Here is an 18095-nt window from a genome sequence, read left to right on the forward strand (position 1 = left end):
AAAGTGCGAGATAGGCTGCTTACAAAGTGCCGTAAGAATGCAGACCGCTTAAGAACATATTCACACCGATAAAGGCAAAGGCGGTAATGATCAGGCCGATGACTGCCCACCAAGCCAACACCCTGCCGCGCCAGCCTGCCACCAGTCGCAAATGCAACCAGACAGCGTAATTCAGCCAAACGATAAATGCCCAAGTTTCTTTCGGGTCCCAGCTCCAATAGCGGCCCCACGCGTCGGCCGCCCACAATGCGCCGAGAATGGTGGCAATGGTAAAGAACAAGAAACCGACGGCAATCGCTTTGTACATGACTTCTTCAATGACTTGAGATTGCGGCAGCCATGATTTTTTGCCTGCATCTTCTTTTCTGAGTGCCAGCAGTTCGGCAAAACCCAGCATGGCGGCGATACAGAATGCGCCGTAGCCGATAAAGTTGGCCGGAACGTGGATTTTCATCCACCAAGACTGCAAAGCAGGAATTAGCGGCTGAATGGCATGCGCCTCGCGTGAAACGCTGTACCACAAGACAAATCCGACCACAATCGCCATAAAGCTGAAGACGAAGCCGCCCAGTTTTTGTACGGCAAAACGACCTTCGTAATAGAGGTACATCAGCGCCGTAATGACCAAGAACAAGATAAATACTTCGTAAAGGTTGGAAACCGGAATATGGCCGGCATCGGGACGCAGCAGATAGCTTTCATGCCAGCGCACCAGCAAACCGACAAAGCCCGCCACCGCTGAAACCCACGCAAACACGGTACCCATGCCCAAAAGCGTATTGGACGGCACATTTTTGCGTACCGCCGCTATCGCGCCGACGATATAGGCAAACAAGGCAAAGAACACAAACGCGCATTGCCACATAATCGCCGACTGGCTGCTTAACAGGTATTTGAGCAGGAAGCCGTCTGCGTGTTTGATGTCGCCGCCATACAAATCAACGGCCAAATACGCCAAGCACACGCCCAAAGGGATAAACCAGCGCATCGGTTTGAAAAACCAACCCAGAAAAACGGCAATACCGGCACTCACCCACAAAATCACCATTTCGTAGATGTCCATGTGCAGACCGGCCTGGGTTTGGGCAATAAACGCACCGATTGCAATCAGCAGCGCAAATGCCCAGTCGAAAAGGTTGAGGTTTCGGATAAATGATTTGTGTGTCAGAAGCTCATGCTCGGGCAAGGCCTGATGTTTGTTATTCATGGTTCAAATCCTTGGCAAGCTGCTGCAATTGCCGTGTGTGTTGCGGAAATTCTTTCTGCAAGTCGCGTTCGTTGCGGCTGGAAGACATGGCAAAACGGATACGGCCGTCTGAAAACAGCAGCCAAGCACGTTTTTCACGGATATAGAACATAAACACCGTGCCCAACACCAGCAATACCGAACCCAAATACACCAAGAATGCGCCCGGCGAACGGGTCATCTGCAGGCCGGAAGAGCGCACTTCGGTAAAACTTTCCAGTTGCAGCAGCATCGGCGCGGGATATTCGGTCAAACCGGTGTAAGCATCCATTGCGTGCAGCAGGAAGCGGTTGCGTTTTTCATCTTGCGGCCAAGCCGGCAGATTGTATGTGCTGATCGTGTCTTCCAAAGCGGCATTCATCACACCATAGAGCATCTCATAGAAATAGCCCTGCATTTTTTCCTGCTGCTCTTTCGGAATGTTGGTGGTAACAAATTCGTCCAAAGCCAAATAGCCGCCTTTAGCAAAAATCGACAAGGTGTTTTCCGCTGCCGCCATGAATTGCTCACGGATTTCGGCAGGCGCGCCTTTAACGGCGTTGGCAACGGTTTTATGGCGTGCCGCATCGTCTTTCAGATATTGGCGTAAAGCCATAAAGGTGTCGATTTGGCCGTTTTTATCCATCGGAATGCGCAACCAACGGTATTGCTGCGCCAAGCCGCTGCGTGTGCCGGTAATGAAAAAATAGTCTTCATCTTGTTTTACCGGCAACATATAGTTTTTATATTCGACCGCCTGCCCTGCTTTGTCGCGGATACGGTAAACGATAGACGGGCCGATATTTGTGTATTTTTTGCCTTCTTGACGGACAGAGCGAACATCATTGATGGCGGATTTCAGGTTTTGCTCTTTTTCAGACGGCTCGCTCATGTCTTCGACGTTCATCGAAGTAAACTGGTCAAATTCCAGTTTATAAGAGGCCTTGCCCAAATCCAGCGGAAACTCGCGCATAGACGTTGCTTTGAGTTTAACCGGAGTACGGTCGGCATCAGCCAGATTCCACGCTTTAAACGTCAAGTCAGAGCCGCCGTCGGCAAAACTTGCCTGATAAACCGTAATACCGTGCAACGTCAAAGGATGGTTGACGCGGATAGTGTGTTCGCTGACTTTGCCGGTTGCCTTGTCCGTTACTTCCAAGTCGCTGGCAAAATCACGCGGCATACCGGTATCGTAAAAGTCGATATGGAATTTCTTTAATTTGACCGAAAACGGCAGGTCTTGCACCAGCATGCCGTTATCCGCATTCAGAAACACCACGTCCGCGCTCTGCCCTTCCGCGATATTGACATTGCCCCTAAACGACAGGTTGGATTCACCCAACACGCTTTCTGGCTTAAAGTCTTTGGCGTAAACCGCCGTATTGTCCGGCACGACTTGGCCGGTGAGCATACCGATTTTCAGCAGGATATTGCTGTCTATCAAACCGCCCAAACAAATCACAATCAGCGCGGCATGGGCAAAGATATAGCCCCATTTGTTCATCGCGCCTTTTTTCGCCGCCACCAAAACCGAGCCGTCTTCACGCGTAACGGTTTTGCAGCTGTAGCCTTGTACTTCCAAATACCGTTGCGCAACTTCGGGCGTCACCTGTCCGTCTAAAACGATGGAATGGCGCATTGCCGCCAGTGACTTTTCCTTCGCATTTTCACGGAAGGAACGAATCTCGCGCAAAAACGGCGGAACATTGCGAATCAGGCACAATCCGGTGGAAATCACCAAAAACATCATGATGATAACGAACCACGCCGAGGCGTACACGTCGTACAGGCCCAAAAAGCCGAAAATCTGCGACCAAAACGGGCCGAATTTCACCAAATAATCGACTTGTGGCTGGTTTTGCTGCAAGACCGTACCGATAATCGAAGCCACGCCCAATAGGCTGAGCAAGGCGACGGCAAAACGCATGGAGCTGAAAAAGGCAAACCACGGTCTGCGGATAAGTGGGACGGATGATGAAGATTTACTCATGTCTCAAATGTCGGCTGGGGGCAACCCGATCGATGGAACGGACTGCAATGACGTGTGATGCGAAAGGAAGAATACTGCATATTGTAGTAAAAATCTTGCTGTCGCTATTTGAAAAAAACAATCAGGCTTATCGGCTTATATTGGCTAAGGCCGTCTGAAGAGTTTTCAGACGGCCTGTATCAATAAGCTCGTTTCAAAACGAAATTAGTGCAAACCTTGGATGAAGTTGGCTACTGCATTCAACTCTTCTTCGCTCAGGCGGTTGGCAATATCGGCCATGATGGCATTTTTGCGTTGGCCGGATTGGTAAGCTTTCATTTGCTCGACGACGTAAGCTTTGTGTTGGCCGCCCAGACGAGGATAGGCTTGGATTTCAGTACCGCCGCCAGGGATACCTGCGCCGCTAGGACCGTGGCAAGACATACATGCCGGCAGTTTTTTAGCGCTCAGGCCACCGCGATAGATTTTCGCGCCCAGCTCTGGGTTTTCTTTAGGATTGGCTTCGCCCGGTTTGCCTTGTTGTTTGGCGTAGTAGGCGGCAGCGTCGCGGATGTCTTGTTCGGACAAGTTCATCACCATCGGTTTCATCACGCCGGCAGCACCGTGGGTACGGGTACCGTCTTTGATGGCCATGGTTTGACCGTAGGTGTAAGCCGCAGCCTGACCTGCCAGTTTAGGATAAGTTGCGATACCGCTGTTACCATCGGCTGCGTGACACGCCGCACAGATAGTAGTCGCTACCTGTTTGCCTTTTTCAGCATCTGCTTTAGGGGCAGCGGAAACCGCGCCGGCAGCCAATACCAAGGCCAATAAAGTTAATCGTTTCATGGAGTGCTCCTGATTACAGCATTGCGTACCGCGTCAATGCCTTTTTTATACTCAAATACCGGGGAATTTTCCCGATTAAAACCGATAATTCTATAAACGTGCTATTCTATACCAAGTTTACATTAAATTACTACTCAAATTACCAAACTGCTGCAACATAAATGCCCGATACAAATTATGATGTTGCAGTTTTGTTTCCATGTAAGGAAATACTGATGAACCTTTTTCAAAACGCCAAATTTTTTACAACGGTCAACCATCTGAAAGACCTGCCCGACACGCCGGCCGAGATTGCCTTTGTCGGCCGAAGCAATGCAGGAAAATCCAGTACCATCAATACTTTAACCAATCATGTGCGCCTTGCCTACGTTTCCAAAACACCGGGCCGCACCCAACACATCAATTTCTTTGAACTGGAAAACGGCAATTTCATGGTCGACTTGCCCGGCTACGGCTACGCGCAAGTACCGGAGGCCATCCGTGCGCACTGGGTCAAACTCTTGGGCGACTACCTGCAACAACGCCGCCAACTGATCGGCCTGATTTTGATTATGGACTCGCGCCATCCGCTCAAGGCTTTAGACATTCAAATGCTGGACTTCTTCCACATCACCGGCCGCCCTGTGCATATCCTGCTGTCAAAAGCAGACAAGCTGTCTAAAAATGACCAAATTAAAACTTTGGCGGCGGTAAAAAAATCACTTAAACCCTACACCGACCGCCAAAAAATCAGCGTTCAATTATTCTCCAGCCTGAAAAAGCAAGGTATGGACGAAGTCAATCAAGTGGTCGGCTCATGGTTTGACGCGCATCGCGAAGAAATCGAAAATCTTGCAGGCGAAACATCGCCTGAGTGATTGTAAAACAAGGCGGAATAAGATAAGTTGACCAACCGCAAATCTTATTCCGTCATTTGGTTTCTCAACATCGCGTTTACCATTTAATTCGGGGCATGTATCACACATGCCCTTTTTTTCATCACGCTTTTTGTTTTCACACGCAAACCACAATCTGCGCCAAATATGCCAGCACAACATATCAGCAAGACCGTCTGAAAGCGCGGCTTCTATCTCCATTATTATTAAAATGTTAATTTTAATATTGCCACCCATTACACATCTTAGCGTTTTGCTCATATTCAGCTAATTGTTGAGGCATAGAATACATTCATCGTTCAACAACACAGTAGGAAAGAAAATCATGAAACGCATTAACGCTTTTATTTCAAAAAAACTCATCATTGCCGGTATTATTGCTTCAAGTTTGGGCGTTGCCGGTGCGGCAGGTACCATGGCTTTCAAAGAAGGTATGTTTGCAAAGGTTTCCGGCCAGCAAGCAGCCGCAGCAGCGGTAGCAGAAGTGGGCGGCGTCGTTAAAGATGTCGATTACAAATACAAACAACATTTGGGCGGCCGTTACAAAGTAGAAATCTTGAAAGACGGCGTCGAATACGAAGCTTTGGTTGATGCTCAAAACGGCAAAGTATTGGCAGTAGCACAAGATGACGATCAAGACAAACGACACTTTGGTAAACATGATAAGCATCATAAACATGATAACCATGACAATGCCGAGCCCTCTTCATCGCAAAATACAGATTATCAGGCTCCTGCAGATGCTGCACCTGACACACCTGAAAATGCAACCGCTTCCGAGGTAACACAATCTTAATTTAAACTTTTAAAAAGCCAATGCCGTCTGAAACTTTCAGACGGCATTGGCTTTAATGCAGCATTGTTTGAAACACAGCTTCTATCAAGCCCAATCGTTTTCAGACGGCCTTTGCCTCATCTTCGCCATCAGTCCAACCCGCTTCTTTCAATTTCCGCTGTTGCGCGTCATAGCGGGCTTTTTCCGCCCAATACATTGTCTGAATACAGGCATCGCCGCATTCGCTGCCACAACATTCCCACGATTCGGGACGGACGGGTTCGTCTAAAAGCGATTCGCCCAAGATGGCTTCGGCTTTATTCTTCAGGGTCGTATCCATCGGCAATTTCCAAGCGTGCGCCGTCAAATTCAATCACTTCGCCGCCGCGTATTTTGGCGGTCTTACGGGTTTCGGTTTCGCCGTTGCGCAACACCAGCCCTTCGGCGATAAACGCTTTTGCCTGTCCGCCGCTTTCGGCTAGGCCGGCCAGTTTCAACAGATCGCACAAAGCGATGTATTCGTTGTCTTCAAGATAGACGGTTGCTTCCATCATTCAATCCTTTTCAATAATAGCGATATTTTAACATGGCCGTCTGAAAGAAAGCCCCCTTCTGTTTGATTTGCTTTATCCAAACCCATTACATTTGGTTTTCAGACGGCCTTTAGTTGCCAACCCTGCTACAATATGCCTTTTATTGTTCACGCCGATTTTGCCATGACCGAGCCGACCTACATCCCCCTGCGCCTGCATACCGAATTTTCGATTACCGACGGTATGGTGCGGATTAAAAAACTGATTGCCAAAGCGCAGGAATACGGTTTGCCTGCTTTGGGCATCAGCGATTTGATGAACGAATTCGGTTTGGTGAAATTCTATAAAGCCTGCCGCGGTGCAGGAATTAAGCCCATCGGCGCGGCGGATGTGTGGATAGGCAATCCGAATGCACCCGACAAGCCGTTCCGCGCCATGCTGATTATCCGCAACGATGCGGGCTATCTGCGCTTGAGCGAGCTTTTGACGGAGGCCTATGTCGGCAAAGACCGCAATGTCCATCATGCGGAACTCAACCCCGAATGGCTGGCAAACGGCGACAACAGCGGCTTGATTTGTTTGAACGGCGCGCATTACGGCGAAGTGGGCGTGAATCTATTGAACGGCAATGAAGAAGCGGCGCGGGCGGCGGCGTTGAAGTATGCGGCGTGGTTTCCCGATGCGTTTTATTTAGAGCTGCAACGCCTGCCCGAACGCCCTGAATGGGAAGCCTGCGTTTCGGGCAGCGTGAAACTGGCGGAGGAACTGGGTTTGCCGGTAGTGGCAACGCATCCGACCCAGTTTATGAGCAGCGATGATTTCAATGCACACGAGGCACGGGTATGTATCGCAGGCGGCTGGGTATTGACGGACAAGAAACGTCCGCGCGATTTCACGCCGAGCCAGTTTTTTATTCCGCCGGAAACCATGGCCGAACGTTTCGCCGATTTGCCTGAAGCCCTCGAAAACACGGTGGAAATTGCCAAACGCTGCAATCTGCACATCACATTGGGCAAAAACTTCCTGCCGCTCTTCCCTACTCCGGACGGCCTGTCGCTGGATGATTATTTGGTAAAGCTATCCAACGAGGGCTTGCAAGAACGCATGGTTCAGCTTTATCCCGACGAGGCGGAGCGTGCGGCAAAAATGCCGGAATATCAGGAACGTTTGGATTTTGAGCTGAACATCATCATCCAGATGAAATTCCCCGGCTATTTCCTTATCGTACAAGACTTTATCAACTGGGCGAAAACGCACGGCTGTCCGGTGGGGCCGGGCCGTGGTTCGGGCGCAGGCTCGCTGGTGGCGTATTCATTGAAGATTACCGACCTTGATCCGCTCAAATACGCACTGCTGTTCGAGCGTTTCTTAAACCCTGAACGCGTCTCCATGCCTGACTTCGACGTGGACTTCTGTCAGGCAAACCGCGGCCGCGTGATTGAATATGTGCGCGAAAAATACGGCGCGGAAGCGGTCAGCCAGATTGTGACTTTCGGCACGATGTCGTCCAAAGCGGTCATCCGCGACGTGGGACGCGTGCTGGAACTGCCGTTTATGCTGTGCGACAAACTGTCCAAGCTGATTCCGTTGGAAGCCAACAAACCTCTGGGGCTGGACGATGCAATGAAGGCCGAGCCGCAAATTCAGGAATTAATCGAAGCGGAAGAAGCGGACGAACTGATTACGCTGGCGAAAAAGCTGGAAGACCTGACGCGCGGTTTGGGTATGCACGCAGGCGGCGTGTTGATTGCGCCGGGCAAGATTTCCGATTACAGCCCTGTGTATCAGGCGGACGAATCCGCCTCACCCGTATCCATGTACGACAAAGGCGATGTGGAAGACGTGGGTTTGGTGAAATTCGACTTTTTGGGTCTGCGCAACCTGACCATTATCGAAATGGCGCAGAACAACATCAAAAACACCACAGGCGATATCGTCGATGTCGGCAAGATTCCGCTTGATGACCAGGCTGCCTACCAAATCTTCCGCGATGCGAACACCACCGCCGTCTTCCAGTTCGAGTCGACCGGTATGAAAAAAATGCTGAAAACGGCGCACACCACCAAGTTTGAAGAACTTATCGCCTTCGTGTCGCTCTACCGCCCCGGCCCGATGGATAACATTCCCGACTTCGTTGCGCGCATGAAAGGTCAGGAATTCCAATACATCCACCCGCTGCTCGAAGGCATCCTCGCGCCAACCTACGGGATTATGGTGTATCAGGAACAAGTGATGCAGGCGGCGCAGATTATCGGCGGCTACTCGCTCGGCGGCGCGGACTTGCTGCGTCGTGCCATGGGTAAGAAAAAACCTGAAGAAATGGTGAAACACCGCGAAATCTTCGCCGAAGGCGCGGCGAAACAAGGCATTTCGCGCGAAAAATCCGACGAAATCTTCAACTACATGGAAAAATTCGCCGGCTACGGTTTCAACAAATCCCACGCCGCCGCCTACGCTCTGATTTCCTACCAGACCGCATGGCTCAAAGCCCATTACCCCGCCGAATTTATGGCGGCAACCATGTCGTCTGAATTGGACAACACCGACCAGCTCAAGCATTTCTACGACGACTGCCGCGCCAACGGCATCGAGTTCCTGCCGCCCGACATCAACGAATCCGACTACCGCTTCACGCCGTATCCGAACATGAAAATCCGCTACGCACTCGGCGCAATTAAAGGCACGGGCGAAGCCGCCGTCGAATCCATCATCGCCGCGCGGCAAAGCGGCGGCAAGTTTACCGGCCTGTTGGACTTCTGCGAGCGCGTCGGCAAAGAACACATGAACCGCCGCACCCTCGAAGCCCTGATCCGCGGCGGCGCGTTCGACAGCATCGAACCCAACCGCGCCATGCTCTTGGCGAACATCGACCTCGCCATGAACAACGCCGACCAAAAAGCCGCCAACGCCAATCAGGGCGGGCTGTTTGACATGATGGAAGACGCCATCGAACCGGTGCAACTCGTTGACGCGCCCATGTGGAGCGAATCGGAAAAACTCGCCGAAGAAAAAACTGTCATCGGCTTTTATCTGTCCGGCCACCCGTTCGGTCCGTATGCCCAAGAAGTCCGCCAAATCGCCCCGACCAAATTAGGTCGTCTGAAACCGCAAGACAGCGTGCGCCTCGCCGGATTCGTTACCGCCGTGCGCACCATGATGGGCAAGCGCGGCAAAATCGCCTTCGTCAGCCTTGAAGATTTGAGCGGACTGGTGGAAATCATGGTCAGCGGCCACACGCTGGAAAACTGCGCCGACTACCTAAAATCCGACCAAGTGCTGATTATCGAATCCAAAGTCAGCCGCGACGACTACGGTGGAGGCGACGGGCTGCGCATCATGGCAAACCAAGTCATGACCCTGCAAATGGCGCGCGAACGCTACGCCCGCAGCCTCAGCCTCGCCCTCACCCCCGGCCACGACATCACGCGCCTCGCCGCCATCCTTACCGCCCACCGCCTGCCCGACACGTCGCACATTCCGTTGCAACTGTCGTACAGCAACGGCAAAGCATCGGGCAAATTGAAAATTGCACCAAAATGGATGGTAACGCCAAGCACCGCCTTGTTTGACGAACTGGAAACATTGCTCGGCAGCAGGGCAGTTCGTGTGAATTGGTAAAACTAAAGGCCGTCTGAAACTACACGTTCAGACGGCCTTATTGTATAGAACGGTTATCTGAAAAGTTTATTGCATAAAGTCTTTGACCAATAAGGAAAGATAGCCCACAACAAAGGGGAGCGACAATGCCGAAAAAATGTCAAGCACCCAGTAAATACATTGGTTTAATACAGTTTTTGAGGCGGTAAGCCGCAGCAGTTTTAAATATAGGGCAAACCAAACAAAGGGAGTGAAAATACACCCCCTTTTTCTATAGAAGCCCCATATTAAAGGTCGTCTGAAAAACAGTTTTATTTAACGATTTCAACAGGACCGTGGTCGTCGCAATGGTCGCCGTGTTGGTGGTGCAGACGGCCGTTGACGATGTAGTCGACGTGATCGCCGTGCGGTACGGCTTCGTGGCCACAACCTTCGCTGTGAACGTGGCCGTGGCAGGTGTCAACCGGATGGCAGCCGTCAGGATTGGTTTCATTGACGCTCAGTGCATGCTCGTCGTAGTGACCGTTGTGCTCATGGTGCAGGTGGCCGTCGTGCAGATAATCAACGTGGCCTTCGTGTTTGATGGCAGTGTGGCCGCAGTTTGCGCCGTGGACGTGGTCATGATGTTCGTGGGTTTTGCAGGTCATTTTTTCTCTCCTAATGTTCAGTGAATAGCAATCTTTCGCGATTGATTCTTTCATCTTATCTTTTTCTGATACAAACGTAAAAAATTTTACAGTTATTAATATATTGTTACGATATATCATCTGTTGATATATCAGCCTATTTTATTTTTTCAGACGGCCTTTCATTTATAATTCATTTATTTTCAGCGAGAACTTCAAACCCTTCCGACCATTCAAAATATCGAATTTTTCAGCCATAACAGGTAACATGGAAACAAAGGGATGGGTTCTTCAAACAAACAGGTACTGCAATGGGGAAACAAGCCAGACTTTATATGGTTCGCAGCACTCAAGGTGTGCTTTATGACGTATTTTTCGAGCGCGGCGTGGCGGCGTTGGCTTGGCCCATGCTGGCATAAGCGGCGGCAAAAGGTTTTGGCCGTGAGGAGCTGACCGATATTTACCGTTCGGCCGTGCCGGATGTGAAATTGAGAACGGCGCAATCGGGCGCGGCTCAAATGTGGCGGTTTGTCAACGAATTGGCTGATGGAGATGCCGTACTGACCTACTCGCCTGCTTTGCGCCGTTATCGGGTCGGCAGGATTACGGGCGGAGCGGTGCATTGTCCTCAATGGGACGATGAGAAAATGTCGCTGGTGCGGCCGGTTGAGTGGCTGGGCGAAGTATGTCGCGACGATTTGAGCGTGGCAGCACAACAGGCTTTGGGCAGTGTGGCAACTTTGTTTGCGGTATCGGAAGCGTGTGCGGCAGAAATTTTTGAACGCGTGGGTTTTCAGACGGCTTAAAAAGGGAAAGGAAACAGTATTATGTGGAACACCATACAGGAATGGCTAAACGCTTTGCCTGTCAGTGAAGAAATCATCAAATCGGCTTTGATGATTGTGGCCATCATTGCCGGGCGCAGCATTTTACTCTCGGCTCATTTTCGCAGCCATCCGGATTTAAGCATTGAAAACAAACGCCGTTCGCTGGTGGTCAGCCGCAACATCACCATGCTGCTGCTCTTGTTCGGGCTGGCGATGATTTGGGCGGCGCAGATTCAAACGTTGGCGTTGTCGATGTTTGCGGTAGCCGCAGCGATTGTGGTAGCAACCAAAGAATTGATTATGTGTTTGTCCGGCAGCATCCTGCGCTCGGTGACTAAACAATATTCCATCGGCGATTATATCGAAATCAACGGCCTGCGCGGACGGGTGGTCGATATCAATATGCTGAACACGCTGATGATGCAAATAGGCCCAAATCCGTTGATTGGCCAGCTTTCCGGCAAAACGCTCTCGTTTCCCAACAGCTTACTTCTGAGCCACACCGTGCGCCGCGACAATATTTTGGGCGATTATGTGATTCATACGGTGGAAATTCCCGTGCCGATTCATTTGGATTCGGACGAAATCATAGGCCGTCTGAAAGACGTTCTTGAGCCCTTGTGCGAGCCTTATGTCCCTGCCATCAAACAGCATTTGGAAAACGTGCAAACCCAAAAATTGTTTATCACGCCCGCCGCCCAGCCGCGTGTATCCCGCGTGCCACATGACGATAAGGTGTACAACATCATCGTGCGCTTTGCCTCGCCCGTAGCCAAACGCTTGGAAATCCAACAGGCGGTTTTGGACGAATTCTTGCGCACGCAATACCAATTAATCAATAAATTAAAATAGCCAAGTTTATATATATACTATCAAATCCCTTACAATACCCAAATTCACAATCAACAATAAGGAAAACTCATGTTGCCCGAATCAGCCCTTGCCGAAATGTACCCTGTAATCATGACCCCCAGCCATGACGGCAAATATTTCCACAACTACACCCTCTCACTTCTGAACATCGTCCACACCAACGCCTCGCACGGCCTGCCGCTTCAAGTAATGATGCAACGCGGCGAAAGCCTGATTACGCGCGCGCGCAACAACTGCGTGGCCACATTCTTAGAAAACAAAGAATGGACGCATTTATTCTGGATTGACTCCGACATCGGCTTTTCTCCCGATTCATTCTACCGCCTGCTTTTGGCCGACAAAGACGTTGTAGCCGGCGTTTATCCGCTCAAACGCGAAAACTGGCCTGAAGAAGGCGTTCCGGCCGGCACGACACAAGCCGACTTCGAGCGCATGTACACTTCTTATACCGTCAACACCAGCGAAAAAAATGAAAACGGTGAAATCGTACTGAAAGTCGATGAAGACGGTTTTATGAAAGTTCATGATGCGCCAACCGGCTTTATGGTTATCAAGCGCAGCGTATTTGAAAAAATGATGGCAGCCTACCCCGAGTTGAACTACATCTCCGACAGTGACTACAACAGAGAAGACAAAGGCCTACACTACCGATTCTTCGACTGCATGGTTGATCCGGAAAGCAAACGCTATCTGTCCGAAGACTACACCTTCTGTCACCTCTGGCGTCAAATCGGCGGCGACGTATACGTCGACGTACAATCCAACCTGACCCATCAAGGCGCAAAAGTGTATCGCGGCTCGTTTGCCGAATCCCTGCAAACCAATATTGCCAATGCCGTATTTGCCCCGAAAGGCACGCCGATGCGCCTCGAACTGGCTGCACCGTTGCACGCCAATCCGCGCGGCGCAGAATAAGATTGGCTGATAGATAGGCGGAACACTTTAATTCTGCCTGTCTGCCACCATATAACGCCTATCGTTTTCTTTTCAGACGGCCACAAGGCCGTCTGAATCCATCTTATTCAGGAGAAACCATATGAGCGACAACGTCCTGCTCCACTTGGGCGAAGAACCCCGTTTCGACCAAATCAAAACCGAAGACATCAAGCCCGCCCTGCAAACCGCCATTGCCGAAGCACGTGAACAAATCGCCGCCATCAAAGCGCAAACGCACACCGACTGGGCCAACACCGTCGAAAAACTAACCGATATTACCGAACGCGTCGGCCGCATTTGGAGCGTGGTTTCCCATCTCAACTCCGTGGTCGATACGCCCGAGCTGCGTGCCGTATACAACGAATTGATGCCTGAAATCACCATTTTCTTCACCGAAATCGGTCAAGACATCGAGTTGTACAACCGCTTCAAAATCATCAAAAATTCTGCCGAATTCGACACCCTCTCCCCGGCGCAACAAACCAAGCTCAACCACGACTTGCGCGATTTCGTCCTCAGCGGTGCCGAATTACCGCCCGAACAGCAGGCAGAACTGGCGCAACTGCAAACCGAAGGCGCGCAACTGGGTGCCAAATTCGCACAAAACATCCAAGATGCGACCGACGCTTTCGGCATTTACTTTGACGATGCCGCACCGCTTGCCGGCATCCCTGAAGACTCCCTCGCCATGTTTGCCGCCGCCGCGCAAAGCGAAGGCAAAACAGGCTACAAAATCGGCCTGCAGATTCCGCACTACCTCGCCGTTATCCAATACGCCGACAACCGCGAACTGCGCGAACAAATCTACCGCGCCTACGTTACCCGTGCCAGCGAATTGTCTGACGAAGGCAAATTCGACAACACGGACAACGTCGAACAAACGCTTGCAAACGCGTTGAAAACCGCCAAACTGCTCGGCTTCAAAAACTACGCCGAGCTGTCGCTGGCCACCAAAATGGCGGATACACCCGAACAGGTTCTGAATTTCCTGCACGACCTTGCCCGTCGCGCCAAACCGTTTGCCGAAAAAGACTTTGCCGAAATCAAAGCCTTTGCGCGCGAGAGCCTGAATATCGAAGATCCGCAATCTTGGGATTTGAGCTACGCCGCCGAAAAACTACGCCAAGCCAAATACGCCTTCAGCGAAACCGAAGTGAAAAAATACTTCCCTATCAGCAAAGTATTGGCAGGCCTGTTTGCCCAAATCAAAAAACTCTACGGCATCGAGCTGGCTGAAAAAACCGTCCCTGTTTGGCACAAAGACGTGCGCTATTTCGAGCTGAAACAAGACGGCCAAACCATCGGCGGCGTTTACATGGACTTATACGCACGCGAAGGCAAACGCGGCGGCGCATGGATGGACGGCTACAAAAGCCGCCGCCGTTTCGCCGACGGTACGCTGCAACTGCCGACTGCCTACCTCGTCTGCAACTTTACCCCGCCTGTTGGCGACAAAGAAGCGCGTTTGAGCCACGACGAAATCATCACCCTCTTCCACGAAACCGGCCACGGCCTGCACCACTTGTTGACCCAAGTTGACGAAGTGGGCGTATCCGGCATCAACGGCGTCGAATGGGACGCGGTCGAGCTGCCCAGCCAATTCATGGAAAACTTCGTTTGGGAATACGACGTATTGGCACAAATGTCCTCGCACGAAGAAACCGGCGCGGTATTGCCGAAAGAGCTGTTTGACAAAATGCACGCCGCCAAAAACTTCCAACGCGGTATGTTCCTCGTCCGTCAAATGGAATTTGCCCTCTTCGACATGGAAATCTACCATCAGGAAGATGAAGGCCGTCTGAAAGAATGGCCGCAAATCTTGGACAAAGTGCGTCAAGAAGTCGCCGTAACCCAACCGCCGGCATACAACCGCTTTGCCTTGAGCTTCAGCCACATCTTCGCCGGCGGCTACTCCGCAGGCTATTACAGCTACGCATGGGCGGAAGTTTTGAGTGCAGACGCTTACGCCGCTTTTGAAGAAAGCGACGACGTTGCCGAAACCGGCCGCCGCTTCTGGAAAGAAATACTGGCCGTCGGCGGTTCGCGCAGTGCAGCCGAATCCTTCAAAGCCTTCCGCGGCCGCGAACCAAGCCTGGATGCCCTGCTCCGCCACAGCGGTTTCGACAACGCAGCTTGATTTGAAAATCTGCCGTTTTAATTGCTGATTCAACGCTAAAGGCCGTCTGAAATGTTTCAGACGGCCTTTTTATAATCAATTCAATATGTTCAGCAAAACAAATAATAAAACTATTCAGCCGATAAAACCACCCAGCGCGGAACGCCGCAACGGTTACCAAGCTCAATATTTCCCCCAATGCAGACAAGCCGTCCATAAAAACAGGGCATGTTCCCATGCCCTATCATTTGAATTTCAGATGGCCTTTCGGTTGTCTAAATTTATTAGGAACAATAAGTGCGCCCTATTCCTAACAAGATTTTCGAGAAAAACAGAAGTCCGCATTTCAAACCCCTATCTCCCCTGCTCAACGCTAAAATTAGTTTTTGCTCTTTTTATCGCCGGCTGCCAAACGCATATTGATAAATTCCATCATCAAATCTTTTTTCGTCCAGAAAAAGGTTTTCATTTTTTCCAAAGAATAGATTTTCCGAATCATCGCCGGCAATCCTGCATGAACGATGGCCGCGACTTCGCCATTGGTTGTTTCATTATCCATGGCGGCTTTGAGGTTTAGATTGTGCGTATTCAGGTAGTTGCTAAGCTCTTTCCTGACGCTGTTGCTGATTTCAAATTGTTTCATGTTTTCCGTCCATAATGTTTTTATAATTAAATAGCATAGAATTTTAGCAAGTTTTTTGCATTGTGCATATCTTAATTTGCATATTATTGCGGAATTTACAATTTGGCTTTTGGGTAAATTTGTGCCTGCAACACATTGTTGCGGCGCACTAAATCGGATTGTTTTGACTATTTTGTTTTGGCTTAAGCAGTATTGCGGATAAAATAATGGTTTTAGGTTTTGAGGCCGTCTGAAATGTATTTGTGGTTTAAACTGCTGCATGTGTTTTTTGTAATTTCTTGGTTTGCCGGACTGTTTTATCTGCCGCGGATTTATGTGAATCTGGCGCAATTAGAGCCTGGCAGCGTGGAATATATACGGCTGACGGATATGTCGCGGCGGCTGTACTGCTTTATGTCGCCTTTGGGCTGGGGAACGCTGATATTCGGCGCGGCCATCGGGTTTGTAAACAATTGGTGGGGCAACGGCTGGCTGGCGGTTAAATTATTGTGCGGCCTGCTGCTCTTGGCTTATCAGCTTTATTGCGGCCTGCTGCTGCGCCGTTTTCAAAACGGCAGCAATATGTATTCGCACCGCTGGTATCGGGTATTCAACGAACTACCCGTATTGATGATGGTGGCCGCGCTTTATATGGTGGTTTTCAAGCCGTTTTAATCTTCAGACGGCCTGTTTGGTAAATAAGGAAAGAATTCATGACGGTCGAAATCGAACGCCGCTTTTTGCTGGCGGATGACAGTTGGCGCGAAGCGGCAAGCGAGCCGCTGGTGTTGCAACAGGGCTATTTGAGCGTGGAAAAAGAGCGCACCATCCGCGTGCGGATTATCGGTTCGCAAGCATGGCTGACCCTGAAAGGCTATATTTCCGACATGACGCGTAGCGAGTTTGAATACGAAATCCCGCTGGCTCACGCGCAAGCGATGATGGCGGATATGTGCCCGTTTAAAATGGAAAAATACCGCTATCGAGTCGAATTTGAGGGATTTGTGTATGAAATCGACGAATATTTCGGCGACAATGCGCCATTGATTGTGGCGGAAATCGAATTGCCGTCTGAAGATACCGAGTTTCCCAAACCGTCTTGGCTGGGCCAAGAAATCACGGCAGACGGTAAATTCACCAATGCGTATCTGAGCAAACATCCGTATTCGTCTTGGACGGAATAAGGGCGGCAACCTCTCTGCACAGACAAAAAAGGCATGTATCGCACATGCCTTTTTTCTTTTCAGACGGCCTGATTTGCCTTACCGATATTTGTATCGAGCGGCTTTCGACATACTGTTTCAGATATCGGGCAAGCCCGTGTGCTTTATCCGTGTAACCTTACGCCGGACGGCAGGCCACCATATAGTTGACTTCGGTCGAGTCGCACAGGGAATAACGGCCGCTCAACAAATTGTAGGTCATGCCCTTGCTGCCGACGGTATCCAATCCGGCTTGGCGGCACATACGCGCGAGTTCTGCCGGCGTGATGAATTTTTTCCAGTCGTGCGTGCCTTTGGGGACGAATTTCAACAGATATTCCGCGCCGACAATCAGATGCAGATAAGATTTGGGATTGCGGTTGATGGTAGAGAAAAACACCATGCCGTCGGGTTTGACCAGTTTCGCGCAGGCTTGAACGATGGCGGACGGATCGGGAACGTGTTCCATCATTTCCATACACGTTACCACGTCAAAGCTGTGCGGCTGCTCGGCGGCGAGGTCTTCGACGCGGATGCAGCGGTAATCAATATTGGCAACATGTTGGCTGGCCGCATGGGCAGCGGCGGTTTGCAGGGATTTTTCCGCCATATCGATGCCGGTCACGTGTTCTGCGCCGCGTTTGGCCATGCTTTCCGACAAAATCCCGCCACCGCAGCCTACATCCAACACGCGTTTGCCTGCCAATCCGGCATAGCCGTCGATATAGTCGAGGCGCAAGGGGTTGATGTCATGCAGGGGCTTGAATTCGCCGTTTTTATCCCACCATTTGTCGGCGATTTGGCTGAACTTGGCGATTTCGCCGGCATCTACGTTGTCGTGTTGATTGCTCATGGTTTGCTCCTGCATAAAATAATTCGCATGATTTTAGCCGATTGTGCTTCAAAATAAAATGTTTCAGACGGCCTTTGCCTGTTTATCGGCCCTATTTCAACTTTCATCCGCCTGCCCATAAAAAACGCACCTTGTGGCAAGGTGCGTTTCAATCGGTACGATTTAGAATTTAGCGCCGGATTCGTTGGCCATGTAATCAACTGCGGCTTTCACTTCA

At 50.6% G+C, this 18095-nt stretch carries 17 protein-coding genes; 9 read left to right on the forward strand and 8 right to left on the reverse strand.

From position 1 onward, the window contains the following. Positions 1-19: 19 nt before the first annotated feature. The 3 genes from ccsB to HMPREF3052_RS08520 form a co-directional block, all read right to left on the reverse strand. Complete coding sequence (ccsB, locus tag HMPREF3052_RS08510; RefSeq protein WP_070749500.1) at positions 20-1207, reverse strand: c-type cytochrome biogenesis protein CcsB; 1188 nt, start codon at positions 1205-1207, stop codon at positions 20-22. Further along, positions 1200-3152, reverse strand: coding sequence for a cytochrome c biogenesis protein ResB (locus HMPREF3052_RS08515; RefSeq protein ID WP_070749501.1), 1953 nt, complete (start codon positions 3150-3152; stop codon positions 1200-1202). Before HMPREF3052_RS08515 ends, ccsB begins: the two co-directional genes overlap by 8 nt. 267 nt (positions 3153-3419) lie before the next feature. Further along, on the reverse strand, positions 3420-4043 hold the full coding sequence (locus tag HMPREF3052_RS08520; RefSeq protein WP_003684518.1) for a c-type cytochrome: 624 nt from the start codon (positions 4041-4043) through the stop codon (positions 3420-3422). Positions 4044-4258: 215 nt separating this feature from the next. On the opposite strand from HMPREF3052_RS08520, the gene yihA reads away from it, so the two are divergent. Both yihA and HMPREF3052_RS08530 read left to right on the forward strand, forming a co-directional pair. Continuing rightward, positions 4259-4900, forward strand: coding sequence for a ribosome biogenesis GTP-binding protein YihA/YsxC (yihA, locus tag HMPREF3052_RS08525; protein ID WP_070749502.1), 642 nt, complete (start codon positions 4259-4261; stop codon positions 4898-4900). Between the two features lie 343 nt (positions 4901-5243). Beyond that, the gene (locus HMPREF3052_RS08530) at positions 5244-5714 is read left to right on the forward strand and encodes a PepSY domain-containing protein (RefSeq protein WP_232444986.1); all 471 of its coding nucleotides are present in this window, start codon (positions 5244-5246) and stop codon (positions 5712-5714) included. A gap of 100 nt (positions 5715-5814) precedes the next feature. On the opposite strand, the gene HMPREF3052_RS08535 is transcribed toward HMPREF3052_RS08530, so the two are convergent. Both HMPREF3052_RS08535 and HMPREF3052_RS08540 read right to left on the reverse strand, forming a co-directional pair. Next, the gene (locus HMPREF3052_RS08535; protein ID WP_049328316.1) at positions 5815-6033 is read right to left on the reverse strand and encodes a hypothetical protein; all 219 of its coding nucleotides are present in this window, start codon (positions 6031-6033) and stop codon (positions 5815-5817) included. After that, on the reverse strand, positions 6011-6244 hold the full coding sequence (locus HMPREF3052_RS08540) for an RNA-binding S4 domain-containing protein (protein WP_002221492.1): 234 nt from the start codon (positions 6242-6244) through the stop codon (positions 6011-6013). Before HMPREF3052_RS08540 ends, HMPREF3052_RS08535 begins: the two co-directional genes overlap by 23 nt. 165 nt (positions 6245-6409) lie before the next feature. On the opposite strand from HMPREF3052_RS08540, the gene dnaE reads away from it, so the two are divergent. Further along, positions 6410-9844 (forward strand): DNA polymerase III subunit alpha, encoded by a 3435-nt coding sequence (gene dnaE / locus HMPREF3052_RS08545; RefSeq protein WP_070749542.1) that lies wholly within the window; start codon positions 6410-6412, stop codon positions 9842-9844. 290 nt (positions 9845-10134) lie between these two features. Here the strand turns inward: dnaE and HMPREF3052_RS08550 are convergent, their stop codons facing one another. Then, positions 10135-10470: a hypothetical protein gene (locus HMPREF3052_RS08550; protein WP_049350783.1), complete on the reverse strand. Its 336-nt coding sequence runs from the start codon at positions 10468-10470 to the stop codon at positions 10135-10137. 461 nt (positions 10471-10931) lie between these two features. Between HMPREF3052_RS08550 and HMPREF3052_RS08555 the strand changes: the two genes are divergently transcribed. The 4 genes from HMPREF3052_RS08555 (at position 10932) to HMPREF3052_RS08570 (ending at position 15222) form a co-directional block, all read left to right on the forward strand. Beyond that, positions 10932-11255, forward strand: coding sequence for a hypothetical protein (locus HMPREF3052_RS08555; protein WP_283126972.1), 324 nt, complete (start codon positions 10932-10934; stop codon positions 11253-11255). 21 nt (positions 11256-11276) lie between these two features. Further along, positions 11277-12128 carry a mechanosensitive ion channel family protein gene (locus tag HMPREF3052_RS08560; protein WP_070749503.1) on the forward strand — a complete coding sequence of 284 codons (852 nt, stop codon included), beginning with the start codon at positions 11277-11279 and terminating at the stop codon, positions 12126-12128. Positions 12129-12197: 69 nt separating this feature from the next. Then, complete coding sequence (locus HMPREF3052_RS08565; RefSeq protein ID WP_070749504.1) at positions 12198-13064, forward strand: hypothetical protein; 867 nt, start codon at positions 12198-12200, stop codon at positions 13062-13064. A gap of 121 nt (positions 13065-13185) precedes the next feature. Continuing rightward, on the forward strand, positions 13186-15222 hold the full coding sequence (locus HMPREF3052_RS08570) for a M3 family metallopeptidase (RefSeq protein WP_070749505.1): 2037 nt from the start codon (positions 13186-13188) through the stop codon (positions 15220-15222). A gap of 358 nt (positions 15223-15580) precedes the next feature. On the opposite strand, the gene HMPREF3052_RS08575 is transcribed toward HMPREF3052_RS08570, so the two are convergent. Next, complete coding sequence (locus HMPREF3052_RS08575) at positions 15581-15844, reverse strand: hypothetical protein (RefSeq protein WP_070749506.1); 264 nt, start codon at positions 15842-15844, stop codon at positions 15581-15583. Between the two features lie 234 nt (positions 15845-16078). Here HMPREF3052_RS08575 and HMPREF3052_RS08580 point away from each other — a divergent pair, with 234 nt between their 5' ends. Continuing rightward, a complete protein-coding gene (locus HMPREF3052_RS08580) occupies positions 16079-16498 on the forward strand; it encodes a CopD family protein (RefSeq protein WP_070749507.1) in 420 nt (139 codons plus the stop codon). Between the two features lie 38 nt (positions 16499-16536). Next, on the forward strand, positions 16537-17007 hold the full coding sequence (locus HMPREF3052_RS08585; protein WP_070749508.1) for a CYTH domain-containing protein: 471 nt from the start codon (positions 16537-16539) through the stop codon (positions 17005-17007). 157 nt (positions 17008-17164) lie between these two features. On the opposite strand, the gene ubiG is transcribed toward HMPREF3052_RS08585, so the two are convergent. Further along, a complete protein-coding gene (gene ubiG / locus HMPREF3052_RS08590; RefSeq protein ID WP_199900968.1) occupies positions 17165-17878 on the reverse strand; it encodes a bifunctional 2-polyprenyl-6-hydroxyphenol methylase/3-demethylubiquinol 3-O-methyltransferase UbiG in 714 nt (237 codons plus the stop codon). Positions 17879-18095 lie beyond the last annotated feature (217 nt).

The organism is Neisseria sp. HMSC056A03 (assembly GCF_001815685.1).
In the GTDB taxonomy this organism is placed as follows: Bacteria; Pseudomonadota; Gammaproteobacteria; order Burkholderiales; family Neisseriaceae; genus Neisseria; species Neisseria subflava.

Coding starts and splice junctions, on each gene's coding strand:
- dnaE (WP_070749542.1), top strand. CDS start 6,410: ATGACCGAGCCGACCTACATCCCCCTGCGCCTGCATACCGAATTTTCG.
- HMPREF3052_RS08575 (WP_070749506.1), bottom strand. CDS start 15,844: ATGAAACAATTTGAAATCAGCAACAGCGTCAGGAAAGAGCTTAGCAAC.
- HMPREF3052_RS08520 (WP_003684518.1), bottom strand. CDS start 4,043: ATGAAACGATTAACTTTATTGGCCTTGGTATTGGCTGCCGGCGCGGTT.
- HMPREF3052_RS08530 (WP_232444986.1), top strand. CDS start 5,244: ATGAAACGCATTAACGCTTTTATTTCAAAAAAACTCATCATTGCCGGT.
- ccsB (WP_070749500.1), bottom strand. CDS start 1,207: ATGAATAACAAACATCAGGCCTTGCCCGAGCATGAGCTTCTGACACAC.
- HMPREF3052_RS08560 (WP_070749503.1), top strand. CDS start 11,277: ATGTGGAACACCATACAGGAATGGCTAAACGCTTTGCCTGTCAGTGAA.
- HMPREF3052_RS08580 (WP_070749507.1), top strand. CDS start 16,079: ATGTATTTGTGGTTTAAACTGCTGCATGTGTTTTTTGTAATTTCTTGG.
- HMPREF3052_RS08565 (WP_070749504.1), top strand. CDS start 12,198: ATGTTGCCCGAATCAGCCCTTGCCGAAATGTACCCTGTAATCATGACC.
- HMPREF3052_RS08570 (WP_070749505.1), top strand. CDS start 13,186: ATGAGCGACAACGTCCTGCTCCACTTGGGCGAAGAACCCCGTTTCGAC.
- ubiG (WP_199900968.1), bottom strand. CDS start 17,878: ATGAGCAATCAACACGACAACGTAGATGCCGGCGAAATCGCCAAGTTC.
- HMPREF3052_RS08535 (WP_049328316.1), bottom strand. CDS start 6,033: ATGGATACGACCCTGAAGAATAAAGCCGAAGCCATCTTGGGCGAATCG.
- HMPREF3052_RS08540 (WP_002221492.1), bottom strand. CDS start 6,244: ATGGAAGCAACCGTCTATCTTGAAGACAACGAATACATCGCTTTGTGC.
- HMPREF3052_RS08515 (WP_070749501.1), bottom strand. CDS start 3,152: ATGCGTTTTGCCGTCGCCTTGCTCAGCCTATTGGGCGTGGCTTCGATT.
- HMPREF3052_RS08585 (WP_070749508.1), top strand. CDS start 16,537: ATGACGGTCGAAATCGAACGCCGCTTTTTGCTGGCGGATGACAGTTGG.
- yihA (WP_070749502.1), top strand. CDS start 4,259: ATGAACCTTTTTCAAAACGCCAAATTTTTTACAACGGTCAACCATCTG.
- HMPREF3052_RS08550 (WP_049350783.1), bottom strand. CDS start 10,470: ATGACCTGCAAAACCCACGAACATCATGACCACGTCCACGGCGCAAAC.